Source organism: Parasynechococcus sp., assembly GCF_042954245.1.
In the GTDB taxonomy this organism is placed as follows: Bacteria; Cyanobacteriota; Cyanobacteriia; order PCC-6307; family Cyanobiaceae; genus Parasynechococcus.
Window position 1 is genome coordinate 1 of the sequence record NZ_JBGKDP010000040.1, and the last position, 16382, is coordinate 16382.

The window sequence follows — 16382 nt, forward strand, 5'->3', positions numbered from 1 at the left end:
CAAAAACCCGTCTGGATCGCGGGTTTCCACCACATCCACACCCCAGCCGCCCTCCTGAAGCAGGGCGCCGGGTGTGCCCTCCGAATCTTTGCGACCACCAAGAGCCATCACGGCATGGTCAGTGGAGTGCCCCTGATCAGCTCGGATCTTTCGCCAGGCCTGACTGATCTCTTCAGCCAACTCTCCCGGAGTCGCCGTGGACTCGAGGCTGATCTTCCAATGCGGGTGGCTGAGCGCTTCCGACGATGTCACCGAATCGCACCGCTCGGCCAACACCTTGGCCAGGGCCTCGAACGCGAGAGAAGGTACCGCGGAATCCTGGATCTGCAGGTTGTGGGAAAGGACGAATCGGGTCACAACAAACAGTGCATCTCCGTGAGCTTAGCGATGGGAGAAGCGGATAATGAATGGCTGCTTCAGCCTTGCCGTGACCGAATCGATGTCTCCCGTAAGCAGCCCTGAAACGATTCAGCTGAGCGAAGAGGAAGCGGAGCAACTGGCTGAGGAGCTGAAGCAACAACTGCGGCAGGGTGAGCGTCTCGCTGGTGACACCCAGGCAATCGAGCGCATGGTGGCCGGCCTGGGCGACCGTCGTGGACTGCTGCGCCTCACCTTCGCCGAAAGCCTCGGCACCGTTGGCGGTGCTGCCGTTCCAGCCCTTTGCACAGCAATGTGCGACCACGAGAACGTGACGGTTCGCCGCGCGGCCGCCAAAACGCTGACGTTGATTTCCGATCAACGCGCCCTTCAATTCCTACTGAAGGCCCTGCTCAACGATGCCGATCCGGTCGTCCAGGGATCGGCCGTCGGCGCCATGGCAGCGATTGGCCCCGCTGCCGTTGACGGATTGCTCGACATCCTGGTGGACCCCGTCAGCACCCCCATGCAAACAGGCCTGGCCAGCTGGGGGCTGGCCTTCGTGGGCGCACGGGCCCCGGAGGCCTTGCGCAAGGCTGCCCAATCACCCCATGCCCAGATCCGCACAGCAGCCATCGCCGCCCTCGGGGATCAAATCCAGAACCTTGGTGATGAGGATGCGCGTCAGCTGCTCACCAAAGCGCTTCAAGATCCGGATAAGGACGTACGCGCTGAAGCGACAACCCTGATGGGCAAACTCAATGAAAGCGAATGGGCCATCCCACTACTGCTGCCGAACCTGCGGGACGAAGCAGCACTTATTCGCAAAAATGCTGCGTTCTCGTTGATGAAACTGGAGGACCCTTCCGTGATCAGGCAACTCCAGGAGTGCATGAGGACGGAAAGCGACCCGTCAGTCGCTGTGGTGCTCAAGCTTGCTGTGAGTCAGCTCAGCAAGAACAATTGAACACAGATGCGTGCATCGTTCACGTAATGTCACATTCGAGGTGTTCGCGTCGAGCACTGTATGCGTACCTACGGGATGAAGGCTGAGGGGCCTTTGTCCCGTATTTTTTGCCTAGCGGCTGCTCTCAAGCCGGCCGAGGGAGGCTTCCACCATCTGCCGGCACAGCGGGTCGGTGGACGGATCTGCCAGCACCTCTCTGAGACAGGCTTCTGCACTGGGATCAGAAATTTCGGCCAACGCCATGGCAGCTGACTGCACATGGGCGATGTTGTCTCCCTTGCAGATCTGAATCAGCAACGGAAGCGCTTGAACACCCACCTGGCCAAGGGCCATCACCGCCGACTGCGACACCACGGGGGAGTCATCCGACAGTGCCTTCTCCAGCACAGCTATCGAGGCAGCGGAGAAGGTCTGATCCGGGTAATTGGATGCAATCTGGGCGTAGGCCTTGACGCAGCTGGCGCGCACCGTGCCGTCCGTGCTTGCTTCAAACAACTCCGCCAGGGGTTGGAGTGCTGTCGCACCAAAGGCTCCGAGCCCTCGCACAGCAGCGCGACGCAAGGACACATCGGGTTGATCCAACAGCGAAATCAGGCGTGGCATCGACTCGTTTGGCCAATGGTCAACCATCGCCAAATAGGCCTGGGTCTGCAGATGGGGGTTGGGATGGGCCAGATCCGCAAACAACGCGTCCAGATCCGTACGTTCAACCTGCGGCTGAGAAGTCATCAGAACTTAAAAACTGCAAAGCCCCCTGAACATCAGGGTTCTTTGCAGCCTAAGTGGAGCACTGCTACCAATGAACATCATCCAAGTTGAACGACATCCGTCGACATGAGTATTAAAAAAGGAGGCCTTTTGGCCTCCTGATTCCTATGAATGAGTGACGCGAAACAGGCGCTCAGGACAGAGCGTTGATCACGTAGTCGAGGTAGGACTTGAACTCGTTCAGGGCCTGAGGGCTCATGTCGCGAGGAGCGCAAGCGCGGTCGCGGGTGTAGGTCAGAGCTTCGACGTAGGGACCGGTGGGAAGACCCAGGGTGCGGTATACCTCACGAGCGCCGGCGATGCCCCACTCGTCCAGAGGGCCGGTGCCGCCGACAACCAAGCAGTAGTTAATCAGGCGCAGGTAGTGGCCCAGATCGCGGTAGCACTTGTCCACCTTGGTCTGGTTCTCACCAGCCTCACCGGGCTGCTTGAGGTAGGGGTACTTGTTGAAGCAGGCATCGCCAGCTTCCTTGGTCACGGCGTCGAGGCCAGCAGCCAGCTTTTCAGCGGCTTCGAGGCGAGCAGCGGCGCGTTGAATGTTGCCCTGGACGGCTTCGAGGTCGTTCTGGGAGGGGAAGCGACCGGCTGCGTCAGCAGCGGTCACAACGGTGGTGACGACGGATTTCATCGTGGAGATCCTTTAGATGGAGGTTGGTGTTGAGGAAATGGGAAAACCCGATTGACTCAGGCGACGGCGCTGATCACGCGATCGAAGTAAGAGGCAGCCTCAGCAACAAGAGCGGAGCAATCGCCTTGAATGGTCTCCATCTTGCGGAACTTGGTGCCGCCGTTAGCCGGGGTGTTGGTCTGGCCGATGTGGGCGGTGGCGGAGGCCTTCATGATGGCCACAGCACGGGCAGCGGACTGGGTGGGAACGCCCAGAGCGATGTAGGTCTCCTTGAGGCCGTTCAGGCAGCGGTCATCCAGCACGGATGCATCGCCAGCCAGCAGGGCATAGGAGATGTAACGAAGAACGATTTCACCGTCACGCAGGCAAGCAGCCATGCGGCGGTTGGGGTAGCAGTTACCACCTGCCTGGATCAGACCGGTGTTCTCGCAGATCATGCCGGTGACTGCATCGGAGACGATGCAGGAGGCATTGGAGGTGATGGCGTTGACAGCGTCCAGACGCTTGTTGCCTTCAGCAACGTACTGACGGAGAGCGGCGATATCGCCAGAACCCACAGCAGCAGTTTTGGCGTCAGCGCAGACGACGGAACGGGAGAATGCGTCGAGCATTGGAAAGCCAGACAAGGGGGAGGGAATGCTTCTCGACTACCAGGTGTGAAACGACGGCGCTTTCCTCAAAAAGAGAATCGAGCTGAACGTTTCAGGCTTGGCCTGCGAAGCGCCCTAAAAAAGTAACCGGGTCAACGGGCTACCCCTGCGGCAGGGGGGTGTTCGCGCAACGGTTCGTCACTTAGCCGACAAATATTGCAAGTTGATGCAGAACTGTCCAGCGGCGATAAGGCCATCTGGCGAGCAATCAGAGCACTTTCCCGGCTTGCATTCAGATTTTTCGACCCACATCTATTACTGAAAGGGCCGCCAGAAAGACATCACCAGCAGATCCCTGATGCGGCTTACCCTCGTGCGACCGCCGAGCACCGATGGCCGAACCCACGCTGCAAGAACTGAACGACTCGATTGCAGAACTCGAGGCGTACCGCAACCGCCTGCGCGATGACGTGATCGCCATGGGGAAAAAACTGAAGCTGCCGCAGAAGCGAATCGACGCCACTGTTGCTGAGCATGCGGAACTGCAACGGCTGGAAGAGGTGCTGGAGCAACTGCTCAAGCAGCAAGAGATCATGACCAACGCCTGAGCGATGACTTCGTTTGTGCCGCCAATGACCATGGCGGACTTCCTCAAGGCCAGCCGCGGCACCTGGTTGAACCGCCGCTCCATTCATCACCTGGACCATCAGGACGATGAAGCGGCTGATTCCAATCTGGTGATCGAGCCATTCGCTGCTTCCGACCCCGTTGTGCAGCGGGTCTGTAACGCACTTCAGGTGGCGACAGACCGCGCCGCTGGTGGAGGCCGCTTCTGGTGGGAAAGCAACCTCAAAAAAGCGGTTAGAAACGACGACTACGCCGCCGTCATCGTCGATGTGCCTGAACAGGGCAACCCCCGCAAGGGCTTTTTGCTTAGAGACGTCGGTTACGTCGAGAAGAAATCGGTGGTGAGCACTTACGCCTTTGCCGACGACGGCGTTCTCACCATCACGACGCGTTACGACACGAACGTGGGAACAGAACGTTGCTGGTTCGTGACCGATCAGGTGCGCATGCGCGTGAGTTCCGTGCAGTGCCTTGATGGGGTGTCGATGACGACGTACTGCACTGAACTGCGCTGCCCCAGCGACGACGACATCAAGGCCATGGCCGACAAGGCCCGCCAGATCGCTGATTTACCCGTGCTGGAGACCACACACTGATGTTCGACTCCTTTCTCAAGCAATTGCATCAGGGTATTCAGGAGCGGGGAGGCCAACCTGCTGCTGTGCCCGAGGGATTGCAACACTGCCAATCCAGCAAGAGCAGCGGCAAGATCGAAAGCTGGCTCTGGAATGTTCCAGGCTTCCGCCGTTGGCGCGTTACCCGGCTCGATGCCGGCGACAGCCTGCAGGTTCTCAACTCAGTGGCCTATCCCGAGCACGGCCTAGACCACCCGCTCATGGGGGTGGACCTGCTCTGGTTCGGCGCCCGTCAGAAGTTGGTGGCTGTTCTCGACTTTCAGCCGCTGGTTCAGGACAAGGATTACCTGGAGCGGCACTTCACAGGACTCAGGGCTCTGCACGAGCAGTACCCCGACCTGAACGGTGAGGAAACCATGCGCTCCTTCGATCCCAACCAATACTTCTCCCCTTGGTTGCTGTTCTGCCGCGGTGGTGCCGACGAAGCGGAGGGATCGCTTCCCCAAGCTTTCGATGCCTTTCTCTCGGCCTATTGGTCGATGCATGACCAGGCCAAAGGGCAGTCAGTACTGGCGGCATCCGAGGTGGAACGACTCCAGAACGCCTACGACGTCTACAGCGCTGAACGCGATCCAGCCCACGGCTTGTTCACCAGTCATTTCGGCAAGGACTGGTCCGACCGATTCCTGCACGAATTCCTCTTCCCCGCCAGTCAGCCCGCATGAGCCTCCCCCTCCGCACGTCGAGTCTTGATCCCGTCCAGATCCCTGGATGGCGCTGGCAGCCTTTTCTCGACACCGCCGTCGCAGCCCTGGCCCCTCTGCAGCCGAACCCTTATCCGGTTGCAAAACGATTCCTGCAGAAAGAGGGCAGCACGGGATCCAAGGCGAAGCCTGTTCCCGTCAGCACGGCCACCTGGGCCTGCTCGACCGAGAAGCTGCGCCAGGTGCGCTGTGCCTGCGTTGAAGCCGGTGCCGCTGCATCGGTGCTCAATTTCGTGATCAACCCCAGCAGCCGTTTTGATCTTCCTTTCTTTGGAGCCGATCTAGTGACGCTGCCCAACGGGCACCTGCTCGCTCTTGACCTTCAGCCTGTCGACAAGACAGATCCCGATCACACGGGTCCGGTTTGGCAGCGACTGATGCCGTTGTTCGAGCGCTGGCGCGCCGAACTGCCCGACGGGGGCCCCATTCCTGACGAGGCACAGCCGTATTTCTCGCCTGCCTTTCTCTGGACCCGAATTCCACTTGGGGAGGAAGGTGATGCGCTGATTGACCGCGTGATCCGTCCGGCCTTTGCGGACTACCTCCAGCTCTACCTGGCGTTGGTGGAGGAGGCGCAGGCTGTTGACGATGAGCGTGCGGCACTCCTGCTCTCGGGCCAGAAGCGCTACACGGCCTATCGCGCCGAGAAAGATCCGGCCCGCGGCATGTTGACCCGCTTCTACGGCAGCGAATGGACGGAGTCGTACATCCACGGCGTGCTGTTTGACCTCGAAGAAGCCGCCGCCACTTCCTTGTCGCCGCAAGGGAGTTAAGCATTATGAACAGCTTTCGGGAGGCTTCCGAGCAGTTGGTCAGAATCGCGAACGTCGGGATCGAGGCAATAGCCTTCTGCCATCCCTCCAAGTCTGAAATTCCCTTCCAGACGTAGTTCACAGGAACAACAACCATGTTCGACGCCTTCACCAAGGTTGTCGCCCAGGCCGACGCCCGGGGACAATTCATCAGCACCAGCGAGATCGACGCCCTCGCTGCCATGGTTTCCGACAGCAACAAGCGTCTGGATGCCGTCAACCGCATCTCCAGCAACGCTTCCACCATCGTTGCTTCCGCTGCCCGCCAGCTGTTCGCTCAGCAGCCTGCGCTGATCGCCCCCGGCGGCAACGCTTACACCTCCCGCCGCATGGCTGCTTGCCTGCGCGACATGGAGATCATCCTTCGCTACGTCACCTACTCCGCTTTCACCGGCGACGCTTCCGTGATGGAAGACCGCTGCCTGAACGGCCTGCGTGAGACCTACCTGGCCCTCGGCACCCCCGGTGCTTCCGTTGCCGCCGGCGTGAACCTGATGAAGGACGCCGCTCTGGCCATCGTCAACGACAAAGCTGGCATCACCGCTGGTGACTGCGCCTCCCTGAGCAGCGAAGTCGGCACCTACTTCGACCGCGCCGCCGCCTCCGTTGCCTGATCGGCGCCTGGATTCGACGTCTTTCATTCACATAACGATCAATGAAAACTCCCCTCACCGAAGCTGTTGCAGCAGCTGATTCCCAGGGCCGCTTCCTGAGCAACACCGAAGTTCAGGCTGCTTCCGGTCGCTTCAACCGCGCCAAGGCCAGCCTCGAGGCTGCCAAGGCTCTCACCAGCAAGGCTGATTCCCTCGTGAATGGCGCTGCCCAGGCCGTGTACACCAAATTCCCCTACACCACCCAAATGGAGGGGTCCAACTACTCCGCCACTGCGGAAGGCAAAGCCAAGTGCTCCCGTGACGTGGGCTACTACCTGCGCATGATTACCTACTGCCTGGTGGCAGGCGGCACCGGCCCCATGGACGACTACCTGATCGCCGGTCTCGACGAGATCAACCGCACCTTTGAGCTCTCCCCCTCCTGGTATGTGGAAGCTCTGAAGCACATCAAGGCCAACCACGGCCTCAGCGGCGACGCTGCTACCGAAGCCAACAGCTACATCGATTACGCCATCAACGCCCTGATCTGATTAGCTGACGTTGCGTTCCAAGCCCCCCTCGGGGGGCTTTTTTTATTGTTCTTTTTCGGCCCCATCAGAGCGCTGTGATGACACCCAACGTTCAGCGTTTTCTCAACCTGCTCTGCGGCGAATACAGCAACCAGCAGCAAGCCTTCGACAACCCTCCCTTGTATGCCCACATCTTTCTGAGGTATCGCCCGCTCATACAGCTACATCCAGGGTCGATCCTGCTCGAGCAGACCTATGCCGTTGATCCCAAGCATCCCTACCGGTTGCGCATGATCCGCGCTGAAGAGCAGGCCTCCGGCGCCATCAAGCTTTGGAATCACATCTTCCAAGATCCGGAATGCTTCGCCGGAGCCACGTTTGATCCGCAACTACGCCTAGCCATTCAGGACAGTGACCTGATCAGCCTGGATCAGTGCCACTACCAAGTGCTCGAACAGCCAGACGGCTACCACGGCGCCATGGAACCAGGCTGCAAATGCATCGTGCAACGGAATGGCAAAGACACCGTGCTGGTGAGCAGCTTTCACTTGCAGGGAGACTCTCTTTCGACACTCGATCGCGGTCATGACCCGGAAACGAATGAGCGTTGCTGGGGCTCGGTGGCAGGACCGTTCCAGTTCAAACGAACTCAAAGCTGGACGGCCGACATGGCATCGGCCTGGGTGTGATGGAACCGCTGAGTGAAACGCAGGTGATCAAGAACCTCCGCCAGACGGAGGACCCTTCGGCGCAGTACTACGCCGCCTGGTGGCTCGGGAAAATGCGCAGCCAGCATCCTGATGCCATCCCTCTTCTGCTCAGAGCTGTTGAAGCACTGAATGCGACGCCAATTGATCCAGAGCAACGCGGTGTCGCTCTCAACGCGATCCGTGCTCTACGTCTGCTCAGGGATACGAGAGCAGAAAAACCTCTTCTGGCGCTGCTGTATTCCAACGATTACACCGTGCGGGAGGAGGTGGTCCGCACGCTTGGTGCCATGGGCAGCTGTGGGGCTGTTCAGGGAATCCGTGGTTTGCTGGTCAGTGGATTGGAGGGAGCAGGGGCTGAGCAGCCCTCATCCCCCTTGCTCAACGAACCCTGTGAAGCGCTGTTGGAAGCCCTCGGTGACATTGGTGTTGGCAGCAGCAGCAATCTCGCCGTGATTCAGCCGTTCACAGAGCACCCTCGGCCGTTGATCCGTTCAGCGGCCTACCGAGCTTTGCTGCAGCTGACCGGACTTGATCACTGGGGTATGGAACTGAAAAAGCTGCTGAACCATCCAGAATCCCTGGTGCGCCGTGGCGCGCTGCTCGACCTCGGCGCCACCGGCTGGATCGCCGCCGTGCCCTCGATCCGCTCGGCTGCGGTGGAACCCAGCCTCAAGCTGGTTGCACTCAGTGAGGTGGCGGAACGCAACGACGAACCCAATGACGTCCTCGACGCAATGGACGGGCTGCTCTGATGACAACCACAGCATTGGACCAGGCGCTTCAGACGCTCGAGCGGGCCACCAGCACCCCTGAGCTGGTCAAAGCAACGCAAGCCCTTTGTGCACTCAACGACCTTGAGGCCGCCAAGCCGCTCGTGAAGGTGCTGGGGTTCAACAATCCAGCGGTGGCAGCCGTGGCAACACAGGGGCTGATTCAACTGGGACGGGACATCGTTCCCATCCTTCTGGTGAGCCTGGATGCCCACAATTACGGCGCACGGGCCTGGGTGGTGAAGGTGATTGCCGCTTTGCGGGATCCACGGGGTCTTGACCTCCTTGAACATGCCCTTCAGGCCGACATCGCTCCGAGCGTGCGGCGCTCAGCAACCCGTGGCCTGGCGGACTTAGAGCTCAGTGAAGACGCAGAGCACAATCAGCTTGAGCGCTGTTTCAAGGGACTGCTCAAAGCCGTGCGAGACGACGAGTGGGTGGTGCGTTATGCAGCGGCCTACGGACTCGAGCAACGCTTGAACAGCGCGGCTGTGTCAGTGCACCTGGCCGAACAGGGCCGGGCCGCACTGAACCAGCTCGCGTCCGATGCGGAGGGTGTCAGGGTGGTGCAGCTGCGGGCTCTGAAAGCCCTCCAGCGCCTCAACGCCGGATGACCCAGAAACTGTTGTTCGTCTGCCTCGGCAACATCTGCCGCTCACCAGCGGCCGAAGGCGTCTTCCTGCATCTGCTTGAAGAGCGTGGCCTCAATAATCAGTTCGTGGTGGATTCCGCTGGAACGGGCGGATGGCATGTGGGCAATCCGGCGGACCGACGCATGCAGGCTGCAGCCAACCGTCGCGGCATTCAGCTGCCCAGCCGCGCACGACAGATCAGCCTCGACGATTTCTCGAGTTTCGATCTGGTGCTGATCATGGACGACGACAATCTCACGGCCGTCCAAGGACTGGCCCGCGAAGCCGGGCCACGAGCAACGGCCAGCATCAAGCCAATGCTCAGCTACGCCCGGGGATTCTCCGAAACGGAGGTGCCTGATCCCTACTACGGGGGCGAGGCGGGCTTCGAGCATGTGCTCGATCTGCTCGAGGACGCCTGCGCCAACCTGCTCGACGAACTCAGCCCGCCGGCGTAGGCCAGGCCTCTTCGGCCACCCGAGAACGGAACTGCCCCACCAGGGCATCGATCACAGCCTCAATGCTCATGCCATCGGTCACGAGCTCCACCGCATCCTCCGCCTGCACCAGGGGGGCCTCCTCACGCGTGCTGTCGAGGTGATCCCGCTCAGCGATCTGTGCCTCGAGCTCAGATCGCTCAGGCACCGAGAAACCCCGCTGCTCCAGATCCAGAGCGCGGCGGCGGGCCCGTTCGCTCACCGTGGCTGTGAGGAACACTTTCAGATCAGCATCCGGGAAAACGGCGGTGCCGATGTCGCGACCTTCCGCCACCAAGCCACCCTTGGCACCCATCGCTTTCTGTTGAGAGGTCAGCGCTTGCCTGACACAACGGTGCGCAGCCACTGCCGAAACTGACGCTGTGACGTCCGGCGAGCGGATCGCTTCACTCACGTCCTGCCCATTCACCAACACCTGTTGGCCACCACCGGGTAGCGACCGCAGCTGAAGGTCAAGGTCGTTCAACAGCAGTGCAATGGACGCCGCATCCTGGGGGTCTACACCATTCTGTTGCACCAACCAGGTCACCGACCGGTACATCGCGCCGGTGTCAAGGTAGACTAGCCCCATCCGCTCAGCAAAAGCGCGGGTGACGGTGCTTTTGCCAGCACCGGCAGGGCCATCAATAGCAACGAGAGGCTGGCGGGTCATCAGGAAGACGTGATCAATCAAACGGGTCGTCCCGCAACGCACCGCCGCGGCCAACAGTGAGATGGCCGTTTCAGAGCCACAGGGCTGAAGGGTGAAGGGGGCGACCCTCTCTACATACTCCACTTCAAGCCCTGCTTCACCGAGGCTCTGACGCACCGAAGTCTCGGGATCGCTGGGATCGGCACGACGCAGTGCCGCCGGCAGAGCAGCGGCTCGAGCCCGATCAGCAGAGGAGAGGTATTGGTTTCTGGAACTCAACGCCAAACCATCGGATTCACGAACGGTGGGAACGCCCTTCACCGCCAAGTCCACATCAAGATCGGCCACCAGCCGGCGCAGGATCACCAGTTGCTGCCAGTCCTTTTCACCCAGCCAAAGGCAAGACGGCTCCACCAGCTGCAGCAGTCGGGCCATGACCGTGACCACACCATCAAAGTGACCGGGACGAGAGGCTCCACAAAGATGGGTCTGCAGGTCTGCCGGTGCTGAGCGCGACACCGCTGACTGGAGCCCACTTGGATAGATGGCGTCGACACTCGGGGCCCAAAGGACATGGGCGCCAGAGCATTCGGCTAAAACACGATCCGCTTCGAGCTTTCGCGGGTAGCGATCAAAGTCTTCAGCTGGCCCGAATTGGAGTGGGTTGATGAACACACTCACCAACACAGGCCCCTGTGCCGCAGCGAGGCGAATCAGTTCGCCGTGGCCCTGATGCAGCCCCCCCATAGTGGGCACGAATTGCAGGGGTCCACTGAGGTTGGCCCGGAAGTTCTCCAGCTCGGCTTGGGTGGAGAGAACGACGCAGCTCAGCGCAGCACCTCAAGTTTGACCTGGGCGATTCCAGAGGCGGTCAACCCCAGATCAGAGGCAGCGCCGTGGCCCAGGTCGATCACCCGGTGATCAATGAAAGGGCCGCGGTCGTTGATGCGAATCACGGCCGAGCGTCCATTCCAGAGGTTGGTGACGCGCACTTTCGTTCCAAAGGGAAGCGTGCGGTGGGCCGCCGTCATCGTGCCGGGCTTGTAGACCTCACCATTGGCTGTGGGGTTGCCATAAAAACCGGGGCCATACCAACTGGCCTCACCAGTGATGACCTTCACTATCTCCGGTACGACCTTCAGCTTCGGCTTGGGGAGTTCAGAGGCGGGAGGTGCAACGACCGGTTTGAGCTCATCAGAAGTAAGGGTTGCCTGCAGCTCAGGGGCCTGGGGTTCGACCGCCAGATCCAGAGGATCAAGGGGCTCTGCACTGTTGACCGAGAGGAAATCGCTGGCCACGACGGGCAGGAGGGCCGCACTGCCTGAAATCGCTCCGGAGAGCGTGGCCACCGTCAGAAGGACTCGCATGCAGAGCGGCGTGGCCAACGTTCGAGAACTGAACGCGCAGTTCTCGAACGTTGGCGGGCCTCACCAAAAAGATTGCTGTGAACCTAAAAAAGGTGCTCTTGGAAAGAAACTGGGCTCCATCACCGCGATCAGCACAGCCACCCAGGCCCACCTCTACCGTTAAACCGCGTGTCGACTGGCAGATCAACGCCGGAACGCAAGCTCCCGACCATAAGCAGAGAGTCAACGACCGATAAGTGCAGCCAATCAAATGCTGTGCCGACAGAACAATCAGCACAGGCTCCGCGGCATTGCAGGATCAATGCATCGGATTCGTTCCATGGATTACAAGAGCACTGGAGTTGACGTTGAGGCCGGGCGCGCGTTCGTGCAGCGCATCAGGGCATCTGTGGAAGCCACCCACCGACCGGAGGTCATCGGTGGCCTTGGCGGTTTTAGCGGGCTAATGCGTCTTCCAGCCGGATTGCGCAAGCCCCTGTTGGTCTCAGGCACCGATGGCGTCGGAACCAAACTGGAACTGGCCCAGGAGCATGGCAGCCATCACGGCGTAGGTATCGACCTCGTGGCGATGTGCGTCAACGACGTGATCACCTCAGGAGCCGCGCCGCTGTTTTTTCTGGATTACATGGCCACCGGGGCCCTAGCGCCATCGGCAATGGCCGAGGTTGTTGAAGGGATCGCCGATGGCTGCAGGCAGAGCGGCTGCGCCTTACTCGGCGGCGAAACGGCCGAGATGCCGGGGTTCTACCCCCAGGGGCGCTACGACCTCGCCGGCTTTTGTGTGGCCGTTGTCGAAGGAGACGAGCTCATTGACGGCCAGCGCATCCTGCCTGGCGACAGCGTGATCGGTGTGGCCAGCAGCGGCGTGCACAGCAACGGCTTCAGCCTGGTGCGCAAGGTGCTGGAACAGGCCAACGCAAATGCGAACACCGTGTATAGCGACGACCAACGCCCTCTAATCGGCGACCTGCTGGCGCCAACAACCCTGTATGCCGACCTGGTGCAGCACCTGCTGCAGAGCGGATGCGAGCTCCACGGCATGGCCCACATCACCGGCGGAGGACTCCCGGAAAACCTGCCGCGCTGCCTGCCGGACGGCTGCTCTGCGCGCATCGATGCCTCCAGCTGGACAAGGCCACCCCTCTTCCGATGGCTGCAGGAGGCCGGAGACATTCCCGAACGGGACCTTTGGCACACGTTCAACCTCGGCATTGGCTTCTGCCTGGTGGTGCCGGCGGGGAGCGAAGCCGCTGTGATCGAGCATTGCCGCGGTAAAAACCATTGGGCTTGGGTGATTGGCAACGTGACCTCCAACACTCCAGGCAGCGCCGCTGTTCTGGAAGGAGTGCCCGCCTGATTGCGTCAGTTTCAGACGGGTTTGATGCCGCACGCAGACCACCGGCCCAGAACGGATCGAATAAACTGCTACCAAGTACATCAGAACCCCTTCCGATAGCGGCGTCAATACATCTTTTTTCAATGCCTTTTGATAAGCCCCAGCGCATCACGCGCCGTCGATCGTCTGCAGGTCCGGTTCCTCCAAGGCGTCCTTTGCCTTCAGGCCAGGACAGGCAACAGGGCTACAGGCAGGGCGCACGACCAACCTTTCTCACGCTCCGTGATCACGGCAAGGTCTTCGTGGCCGACATGCCCCACCTTTCGGATGGGCAGCTGGCTCACATCGGCAAGGAAGCCCAGGAGGTTTTGGAGAGCCTCGAACGGCGGATTCAAGACATGGAGCAGGAGCTCAGTCATGGTCCTCAGGAGCGCGACACCCTGATCAAGGCGTCCACCAAACGCGACGTCACACGTCGGTTCATCCGCGCCATTCAGGACGAGCAGGAGCATCGCCAGAACAACCCTGCTCTGAGGAGCGCTGCAGGCGAGTCGCTTCCGCGCACCTTTCTGGAGGTCGCCCGGCATCGACTGCCCGGGGCCACCTTTGATTCCTTGCTGCAGGAAGCCCTCGCCGCCTGCGCCCAGCAACAGGACACTCCCCCTGCCCCCACTCGCCTGGAACCCTCACAAGACAAGGTCATTCCGATTCGCAATGACGGCGACAGTCTCCCGGTAGTGGTGAGCCCGGCCCCTGAATCCGCCTCGGAGGCCTGAGCACAACACTCAGCGACTCTGAAAGGGATTAGCAGGCATCCGCTCGCTGAAGTAGCGTCGGACTGCATCCAACCGCTGACGCTCTTGCGGCGACATCGACCACTGCAGTGCGGCGGCGACATCCCTGGCCTGCTCTGGAGTTCGCAGCCCCGGGATCGGCGTTGTGCCAAGAGCTCTGCACCAGTTCAAAGCAACTTGAACCATCGATGCCCCGCGCTCGGTCGCAATGGCCTGCATGGCACTGCGCAACTCAAGGCTGGCCGGAAGCAGGCGACGGAACAAGCGGCGGCGTAACCAGGTAGCGGGACGCCTATCCTCAGCCCCGGGAGCACAACCCAGCACGCCAAAAGCCAGAGGGCTGTAGGCCAACACCTCCACATCAAGGTCTCTGCTGACAGCGATCAACTCGCGCAGCTGATCATCCGCAGGCGCCAAGAGCGAACACTGCACCTGAACGCTGCGCAGGGAAACGCCGCGTTCCAACAGACGGCGATGGATCAACACCAGGCGTTGAGGGCCCAGGTTGGACAGTCCCAACTCGTCCACCCGGCCAGCCAGAACGAGCTCAGCCAAACCATCAAGAAGGCCTGTCTCCTGCCACGGCGCGTAGCGGGCAGTGCTCCAGTGCAACTGCACCCGCCGCAGCTGCCCCTTGAGCCGCGTTCGACTAGCCTCAAAGGCGGCATCAAAGCCCCGACGTCCCCATCGCCAGGGGAATGGGGCCAACTTTGTGGCCACCTTCAACTGGGATCGGCGTAGCGCTGGCAACTCGGCCATGAAGTCGCCAAGCAGCGCTTCACTGCGTCCACTCAAGCTCCCCGTTCCATAGGAATCCGCTGTGTCGATCAAGTTGAGCCCAGAGCTGAGGGCCTGTCGAAACGTGGCGCGAAGTCGAGCGTCATCCCGCTGGGCGTCGTATCCCCAAACCGCCTTGTTGCCCCAGGCCCAGGTGCCGAAACCGATGCCGTTCAACGGGGCGATACTGCTGCCAGCCATGATCGCCATCGACCCGTCCCTCTGCGTCATGACCGCATCCCCCGCACAGGAACCTGCGAGATCGACCGATCAGGCCGTAGAGGGATCGACTGCCGACGCGGAACGCATCCTCTGCAACCACTGCCGCAGAACCGCCAGCAATGGCATTCGCTGCCTGGGCATGTGCGTCGCCGACAGCAATTACTAATGATTCATCTGTGGATGGCACGACTGCTGCTCGCCGTGCCGGCAACGGCCAATCCAACGTTGGCCTTTGGCCGTCTGGAGCACAGGCCTGTGCATTGCCGCATCGTCGTCGGGGGGCGTTCTTTGGCCTGCGAACGCCTGCAGATCAGCGCGAACGGAAGCCGTGGCCTGCGGCTTCGTTTCATCGGAGACGATCAAACAACGGGCGGCAGCTACCAGTTGAGCTTCGTCAGCCTTGATGGAGACCAAGGCAGTCCGCTCAGCTGCGACAACTCTGGCTGCCGTGTGGATTCACGCCGCTGGAGTGCAACCCTGCTCAGCACGTCATGGGTCCGCTTTGATGCCAGAGGACTCCCCACGGGCCTTCCTGCAACCCGCATTGCCCAGGGGCGTTGCTGGATTGATGCGGACACCGTCAGCTGCGAGAGTCACTCACGCAACGTTGCCGGAATGAGCGCGGAGGCCCAACTGTGATGAGGATTCAAAGGCGGCACCCAGATTCGAACTGGGGATAAAGGATTTGCAATCCTCTGCCTTACCACTTGGCCATGCCGCCACCCGGGAACAGCCGTCCCCATTAGGGGATCGTATCAGCCATGCCTCTGGCTCTCTGCTGTTTCTCTGCAACGGCCACGGCGAAGACCTGATCACCCTGCGGATCATTCAGGCCGTCCATCGGCGCGCACCGCGATGCCCCCTGACCGTGCTTCCTCTGGTGGGCGCCGGCCGGGTATTTGATGCTGCGGTTCAGCAGGAGTGGTTGACACGCCTAGGGCCAAAAGCGGCCCTGCCAAGCGGTGGCTTCAGCAACCAAAGCCTGAGAGGTCTGCTGGCAGACGTCAGGGCTGGACTCCCCAGCCTGAGTTGGAAGCAATGGCGATTGGTGCGCCGCCTGGGGCATGAGCGCCAACCCATCGTTGCCGTTGGCGATTTACTGCCACTGCTGATGGCCTGGAGCAGTGGCGCTCCCTTCGGCTTCATCGGCACTCCCAAAAGCGACTACACCTGGCTCAGTGGTCCTGGATGGGCTAAAAGCGACTGCTATCACCGGCTCAAGGGCAGTGAGTGGGATCCCTGGGAATGGCGCTTGATGCGCTCGCGCCGCTGTCAACTGGTGGCCATGCGTGATCGGCTCACGGCCCGTGGCTTGCAACGCAAAGGCGTGGGCGCTCTGGCGCCGGGCAATCCGATGATGGATGGCCTTCAACTCCAACCGTTGCCATCGGCCCTAGAACGCTGCCGCAGGGTGCTCCTGATTTGTGGAAGTCGC

Annotated in this window: 23 protein-coding genes and 1 tRNA gene; 16 read left to right on the forward strand and 8 right to left on the reverse strand. The window is 60.9% G+C overall.

Translation table 11 applies throughout. From position 1 onward, the window contains the following. On the reverse strand, positions 1-357 hold a 357-nt coding region (locus ACGVJ8_RS01480), incomplete at its 3' end, for a DUF2656 family protein (protein ID WP_392345160.1). Positions 358-439: 82 nt separating this feature from the next. Between ACGVJ8_RS01480 and ACGVJ8_RS01485 the strand changes: the two genes are divergently transcribed. Beyond that, entirely contained in the window at positions 440-1324 is an 885-nt protein-coding gene (locus ACGVJ8_RS01485; protein WP_392345161.1) for a HEAT repeat domain-containing protein, read from the forward strand. A gap of 111 nt (positions 1325-1435) precedes the next feature. Here ACGVJ8_RS01485 and ACGVJ8_RS01490 read toward each other — a convergent pair whose 3' ends face one another. From ACGVJ8_RS01490 to cpeB, 3 genes are all read right to left on the reverse strand, one after another. Continuing rightward, positions 1436-2053: a HEAT repeat domain-containing protein gene (locus tag ACGVJ8_RS01490; RefSeq protein ID WP_392345162.1), complete on the reverse strand. Its 618-nt coding sequence runs from the start codon at positions 2051-2053 to the stop codon at positions 1436-1438. A gap of 172 nt (positions 2054-2225) precedes the next feature. Then, positions 2226-2720: a class 1 C-phycoerythrin subunit alpha gene (gene cpeA / locus ACGVJ8_RS01495; protein ID WP_011932400.1), complete on the reverse strand. Its 495-nt coding sequence runs from the start codon at positions 2718-2720 to the stop codon at positions 2226-2228. 56 nt (positions 2721-2776) lie between these two features. Continuing rightward, complete coding sequence (gene cpeB, locus ACGVJ8_RS01500; protein WP_392345173.1) at positions 2777-3331, reverse strand: class 1 C-phycoerythrin subunit beta; 555 nt, start codon at positions 3329-3331, stop codon at positions 2777-2779. 371 nt (positions 3332-3702) lie between these two features. On the opposite strand from cpeB, the gene ACGVJ8_RS01505 reads away from it, so the two are divergent. The 10 genes from ACGVJ8_RS01505 to ACGVJ8_RS01550 all read left to right on the forward strand — a co-directional run bounded on the left by ACGVJ8_RS01505 (position 3703) and on the right by ACGVJ8_RS01550 (position 9781). Further along, positions 3703-3918 (forward strand): hypothetical protein, encoded by a 216-nt coding sequence (locus ACGVJ8_RS01505; RefSeq protein ID WP_188021668.1) that lies wholly within the window; start codon positions 3703-3705, stop codon positions 3916-3918. Positions 3919-3921: 3 nt separating this feature from the next. Continuing rightward, positions 3922-4533 (forward strand): phycobiliprotein lyase, encoded by a 612-nt coding sequence (locus ACGVJ8_RS01510; protein ID WP_392345163.1) that lies wholly within the window; start codon positions 3922-3924, stop codon positions 4531-4533. Then, positions 4533-5237, forward strand: coding sequence for a 15,16-dihydrobiliverdin:ferredoxin oxidoreductase (locus tag ACGVJ8_RS01515; protein ID WP_392345164.1), 705 nt, complete (start codon positions 4533-4535; stop codon positions 5235-5237). The genes ACGVJ8_RS01510 and ACGVJ8_RS01515 overlap by 1 nt, the downstream gene beginning before the upstream one ends. Continuing rightward, on the forward strand, positions 5234-6049 hold the full coding sequence (locus ACGVJ8_RS01520; RefSeq protein WP_392345165.1) for a phycoerythrobilin:ferredoxin oxidoreductase: 816 nt from the start codon (positions 5234-5236) through the stop codon (positions 6047-6049). Before ACGVJ8_RS01515 ends, ACGVJ8_RS01520 begins: the two co-directional genes overlap by 4 nt. Positions 6050-6183: 134 nt before the next feature. Continuing rightward, entirely contained in the window at positions 6184-6702 is a 519-nt protein-coding gene (locus tag ACGVJ8_RS01525; RefSeq protein ID WP_392345166.1) for a phycocyanin subunit beta, read from the forward strand. A 41-nt stretch (positions 6703-6743) separates the two neighbouring features. Further along, positions 6744-7232, forward strand: coding sequence for a phycocyanin subunit alpha (gene cpcA / locus ACGVJ8_RS01530; RefSeq protein ID WP_115010503.1), 489 nt, complete (start codon positions 6744-6746; stop codon positions 7230-7232). A gap of 77 nt (positions 7233-7309) precedes the next feature. Then, positions 7310-7900 (forward strand): chromophore lyase CpcT/CpeT, encoded by a 591-nt coding sequence (locus ACGVJ8_RS01535; RefSeq protein WP_392345167.1) that lies wholly within the window; start codon positions 7310-7312, stop codon positions 7898-7900. Further along, positions 7900-8673, forward strand: a complete 774-nt coding sequence (locus tag ACGVJ8_RS01540) for a HEAT repeat domain-containing protein (RefSeq protein ID WP_392345168.1) — start codon at positions 7900-7902, stop codon at positions 8671-8673. Before ACGVJ8_RS01535 ends, ACGVJ8_RS01540 begins: the two co-directional genes overlap by 1 nt. Further along, complete coding sequence (locus ACGVJ8_RS01545; protein ID WP_392345169.1) at positions 8673-9305, forward strand: HEAT repeat domain-containing protein; 633 nt, start codon at positions 8673-8675, stop codon at positions 9303-9305. Before ACGVJ8_RS01540 ends, ACGVJ8_RS01545 begins: the two co-directional genes overlap by 1 nt. Beyond that, a complete protein-coding gene (locus tag ACGVJ8_RS01550) occupies positions 9302-9781 on the forward strand; it encodes a low molecular weight protein-tyrosine-phosphatase (RefSeq protein ID WP_392345170.1) in 480 nt (159 codons plus the stop codon). The genes ACGVJ8_RS01545 and ACGVJ8_RS01550 overlap by 4 nt, the downstream gene beginning before the upstream one ends. Here the strand turns inward: ACGVJ8_RS01550 and ACGVJ8_RS01555 are convergent. Both ACGVJ8_RS01555 and ACGVJ8_RS01560 read right to left on the reverse strand, forming a co-directional pair. Beyond that, a complete protein-coding gene (locus ACGVJ8_RS01555; protein WP_392345174.1) occupies positions 9765-11282 on the reverse strand; it encodes a bifunctional pantoate--beta-alanine ligase/(d)CMP kinase in 1518 nt (505 codons plus the stop codon). The genes ACGVJ8_RS01550 and ACGVJ8_RS01555 overlap by 17 nt on opposite strands. Continuing rightward, positions 11279-11818, reverse strand: coding sequence for a septal ring lytic transglycosylase RlpA family protein (locus tag ACGVJ8_RS01560; RefSeq protein ID WP_392345175.1), 540 nt, complete (start codon positions 11816-11818; stop codon positions 11279-11281). The genes ACGVJ8_RS01555 and ACGVJ8_RS01560 overlap by 4 nt, the downstream gene beginning before the upstream one ends. 319 nt (positions 11819-12137) lie before the next feature. Between ACGVJ8_RS01560 and purM the strand changes: the two genes are divergently transcribed. Next, complete coding sequence (purM, locus tag ACGVJ8_RS01565) at positions 12138-13175, forward strand: phosphoribosylformylglycinamidine cyclo-ligase (protein WP_392345176.1); 1038 nt, start codon at positions 12138-12140, stop codon at positions 13173-13175. Positions 13176-13297: 122 nt separating this feature from the next. After that, the gene (locus ACGVJ8_RS01570) at positions 13298-13930 is read left to right on the forward strand and encodes a histidine phosphotransferase (RefSeq protein ID WP_186494569.1); all 633 of its coding nucleotides are present in this window, start codon (positions 13298-13300) and stop codon (positions 13928-13930) included. A 9-nt stretch (positions 13931-13939) separates the two neighbouring features. Here the strand turns inward: ACGVJ8_RS01570 and ACGVJ8_RS01575 are convergent, their stop codons facing one another. Next, the gene (locus ACGVJ8_RS01575) at positions 13940-14926 is read right to left on the reverse strand and encodes an aldo/keto reductase (protein WP_392345171.1); all 987 of its coding nucleotides are present in this window, start codon (positions 14924-14926) and stop codon (positions 13940-13942) included. On the opposite strand from ACGVJ8_RS01575, the gene ACGVJ8_RS01580 reads away from it, so the two are divergent. Then, complete coding sequence (locus ACGVJ8_RS01580; protein ID WP_392345178.1) at positions 14925-15113, forward strand: hypothetical protein; 189 nt, start codon at positions 14925-14927, stop codon at positions 15111-15113. The two genes, ACGVJ8_RS01575 and ACGVJ8_RS01580, sit on opposite strands and share 2 nt — an antisense overlap. A 14-nt stretch (positions 15114-15127) precedes the next feature. Further along, the gene (locus ACGVJ8_RS01585; protein WP_392345172.1) at positions 15128-15586 is read left to right on the forward strand and encodes a hypothetical protein; all 459 of its coding nucleotides are present in this window, start codon (positions 15128-15130) and stop codon (positions 15584-15586) included. Positions 15587-15597: 11 nt separating this feature from the next. Here ACGVJ8_RS01585 and ACGVJ8_RS01590 read toward each other — a convergent pair. Then, positions 15598-15668: transfer RNA gene (locus tag ACGVJ8_RS01590), tRNA-Cys, on the reverse strand. Positions 15669-15722: 54 nt separating this feature from the next. Here ACGVJ8_RS01590 and ACGVJ8_RS01595 point away from each other — a divergent pair. Next, positions 15723-16382, forward strand: a 660-nt coding sequence (locus ACGVJ8_RS01595; protein ID WP_392345177.1) for a lipid-A-disaccharide synthase-related protein, incomplete at its 3' end; no start/stop codon positions are given.

What these genes read in the sequence shown, in the direction of transcription:
- ACGVJ8_RS01585 (WP_392345172.1), top strand. Translation starts at nt 15,128, where the DNA reads ATGGCACGACTGCTGCTCGCCGTGCCGGCAACGGCCAATCCAACGTTG.
- ACGVJ8_RS01515 (WP_392345164.1), top strand. Translation starts at nt 4,533, where the DNA reads ATGTTCGACTCCTTTCTCAAGCAATTGCATCAGGGTATTCAGGAGCGG.
- ACGVJ8_RS01510 (WP_392345163.1), top strand. Translation starts at nt 3,922, where the DNA reads ATGACTTCGTTTGTGCCGCCAATGACCATGGCGGACTTCCTCAAGGCC.
- ACGVJ8_RS01575 (WP_392345171.1), bottom strand. Translation starts at nt 14,926, where the DNA reads ATGGCTGGCAGCAGTATCGCCCCGTTGAACGGCATCGGTTTCGGCACC.
- ACGVJ8_RS01560 (WP_392345175.1), bottom strand. Translation starts at nt 11,818, where the DNA reads ATGCGAGTCCTTCTGACGGTGGCCACGCTCTCCGGAGCGATTTCAGGC.
- ACGVJ8_RS01580 (WP_392345178.1), top strand. Translation starts at nt 14,925, where the DNA reads ATGATCGCCATCGACCCGTCCCTCTGCGTCATGACCGCATCCCCCGCA.
- ACGVJ8_RS01535 (WP_392345167.1), top strand. Translation starts at nt 7,310, where the DNA reads ATGACACCCAACGTTCAGCGTTTTCTCAACCTGCTCTGCGGCGAATAC.
- cpeB (WP_392345173.1), bottom strand. Translation starts at nt 3,331, where the DNA reads ATGCTCGACGCATTCTCCCGTTCCGTCGTCTGCGCTGACGCCAAAACT.
- ACGVJ8_RS01490 (WP_392345162.1), bottom strand. Translation starts at nt 2,053, where the DNA reads ATGACTTCTCAGCCGCAGGTTGAACGTACGGATCTGGACGCGTTGTTT.
- ACGVJ8_RS01550 (WP_392345170.1), top strand. Translation starts at nt 9,302, where the DNA reads ATGACCCAGAAACTGTTGTTCGTCTGCCTCGGCAACATCTGCCGCTCA.
- cpcA (WP_115010503.1), top strand. Translation starts at nt 6,744, where the DNA reads ATGAAAACTCCCCTCACCGAAGCTGTTGCAGCAGCTGATTCCCAGGGC.
- ACGVJ8_RS01545 (WP_392345169.1), top strand. Translation starts at nt 8,673, where the DNA reads ATGACAACCACAGCATTGGACCAGGCGCTTCAGACGCTCGAGCGGGCC.
- ACGVJ8_RS01505 (WP_188021668.1), top strand. Translation starts at nt 3,703, where the DNA reads ATGGCCGAACCCACGCTGCAAGAACTGAACGACTCGATTGCAGAACTC.
- ACGVJ8_RS01540 (WP_392345168.1), top strand. Translation starts at nt 7,900, where the DNA reads ATGGAACCGCTGAGTGAAACGCAGGTGATCAAGAACCTCCGCCAGACG.
- cpeA (WP_011932400.1), bottom strand. Translation starts at nt 2,720, where the DNA reads ATGAAATCCGTCGTCACCACCGTTGTGACCGCTGCTGACGCAGCCGGT.
- ACGVJ8_RS01520 (WP_392345165.1), top strand. Translation starts at nt 5,234, where the DNA reads ATGAGCCTCCCCCTCCGCACGTCGAGTCTTGATCCCGTCCAGATCCCT.
- purM (WP_392345176.1), top strand. Translation starts at nt 12,138, where the DNA reads ATGGATTACAAGAGCACTGGAGTTGACGTTGAGGCCGGGCGCGCGTTC.
- ACGVJ8_RS01570 (WP_186494569.1), top strand. Translation starts at nt 13,298, where the DNA reads ATGCCTTTTGATAAGCCCCAGCGCATCACGCGCCGTCGATCGTCTGCA.
- ACGVJ8_RS01485 (WP_392345161.1), top strand. Translation starts at nt 440, where the DNA reads ATGTCTCCCGTAAGCAGCCCTGAAACGATTCAGCTGAGCGAAGAGGAA.
- ACGVJ8_RS01525 (WP_392345166.1), top strand. Translation starts at nt 6,184, where the DNA reads ATGTTCGACGCCTTCACCAAGGTTGTCGCCCAGGCCGACGCCCGGGGA.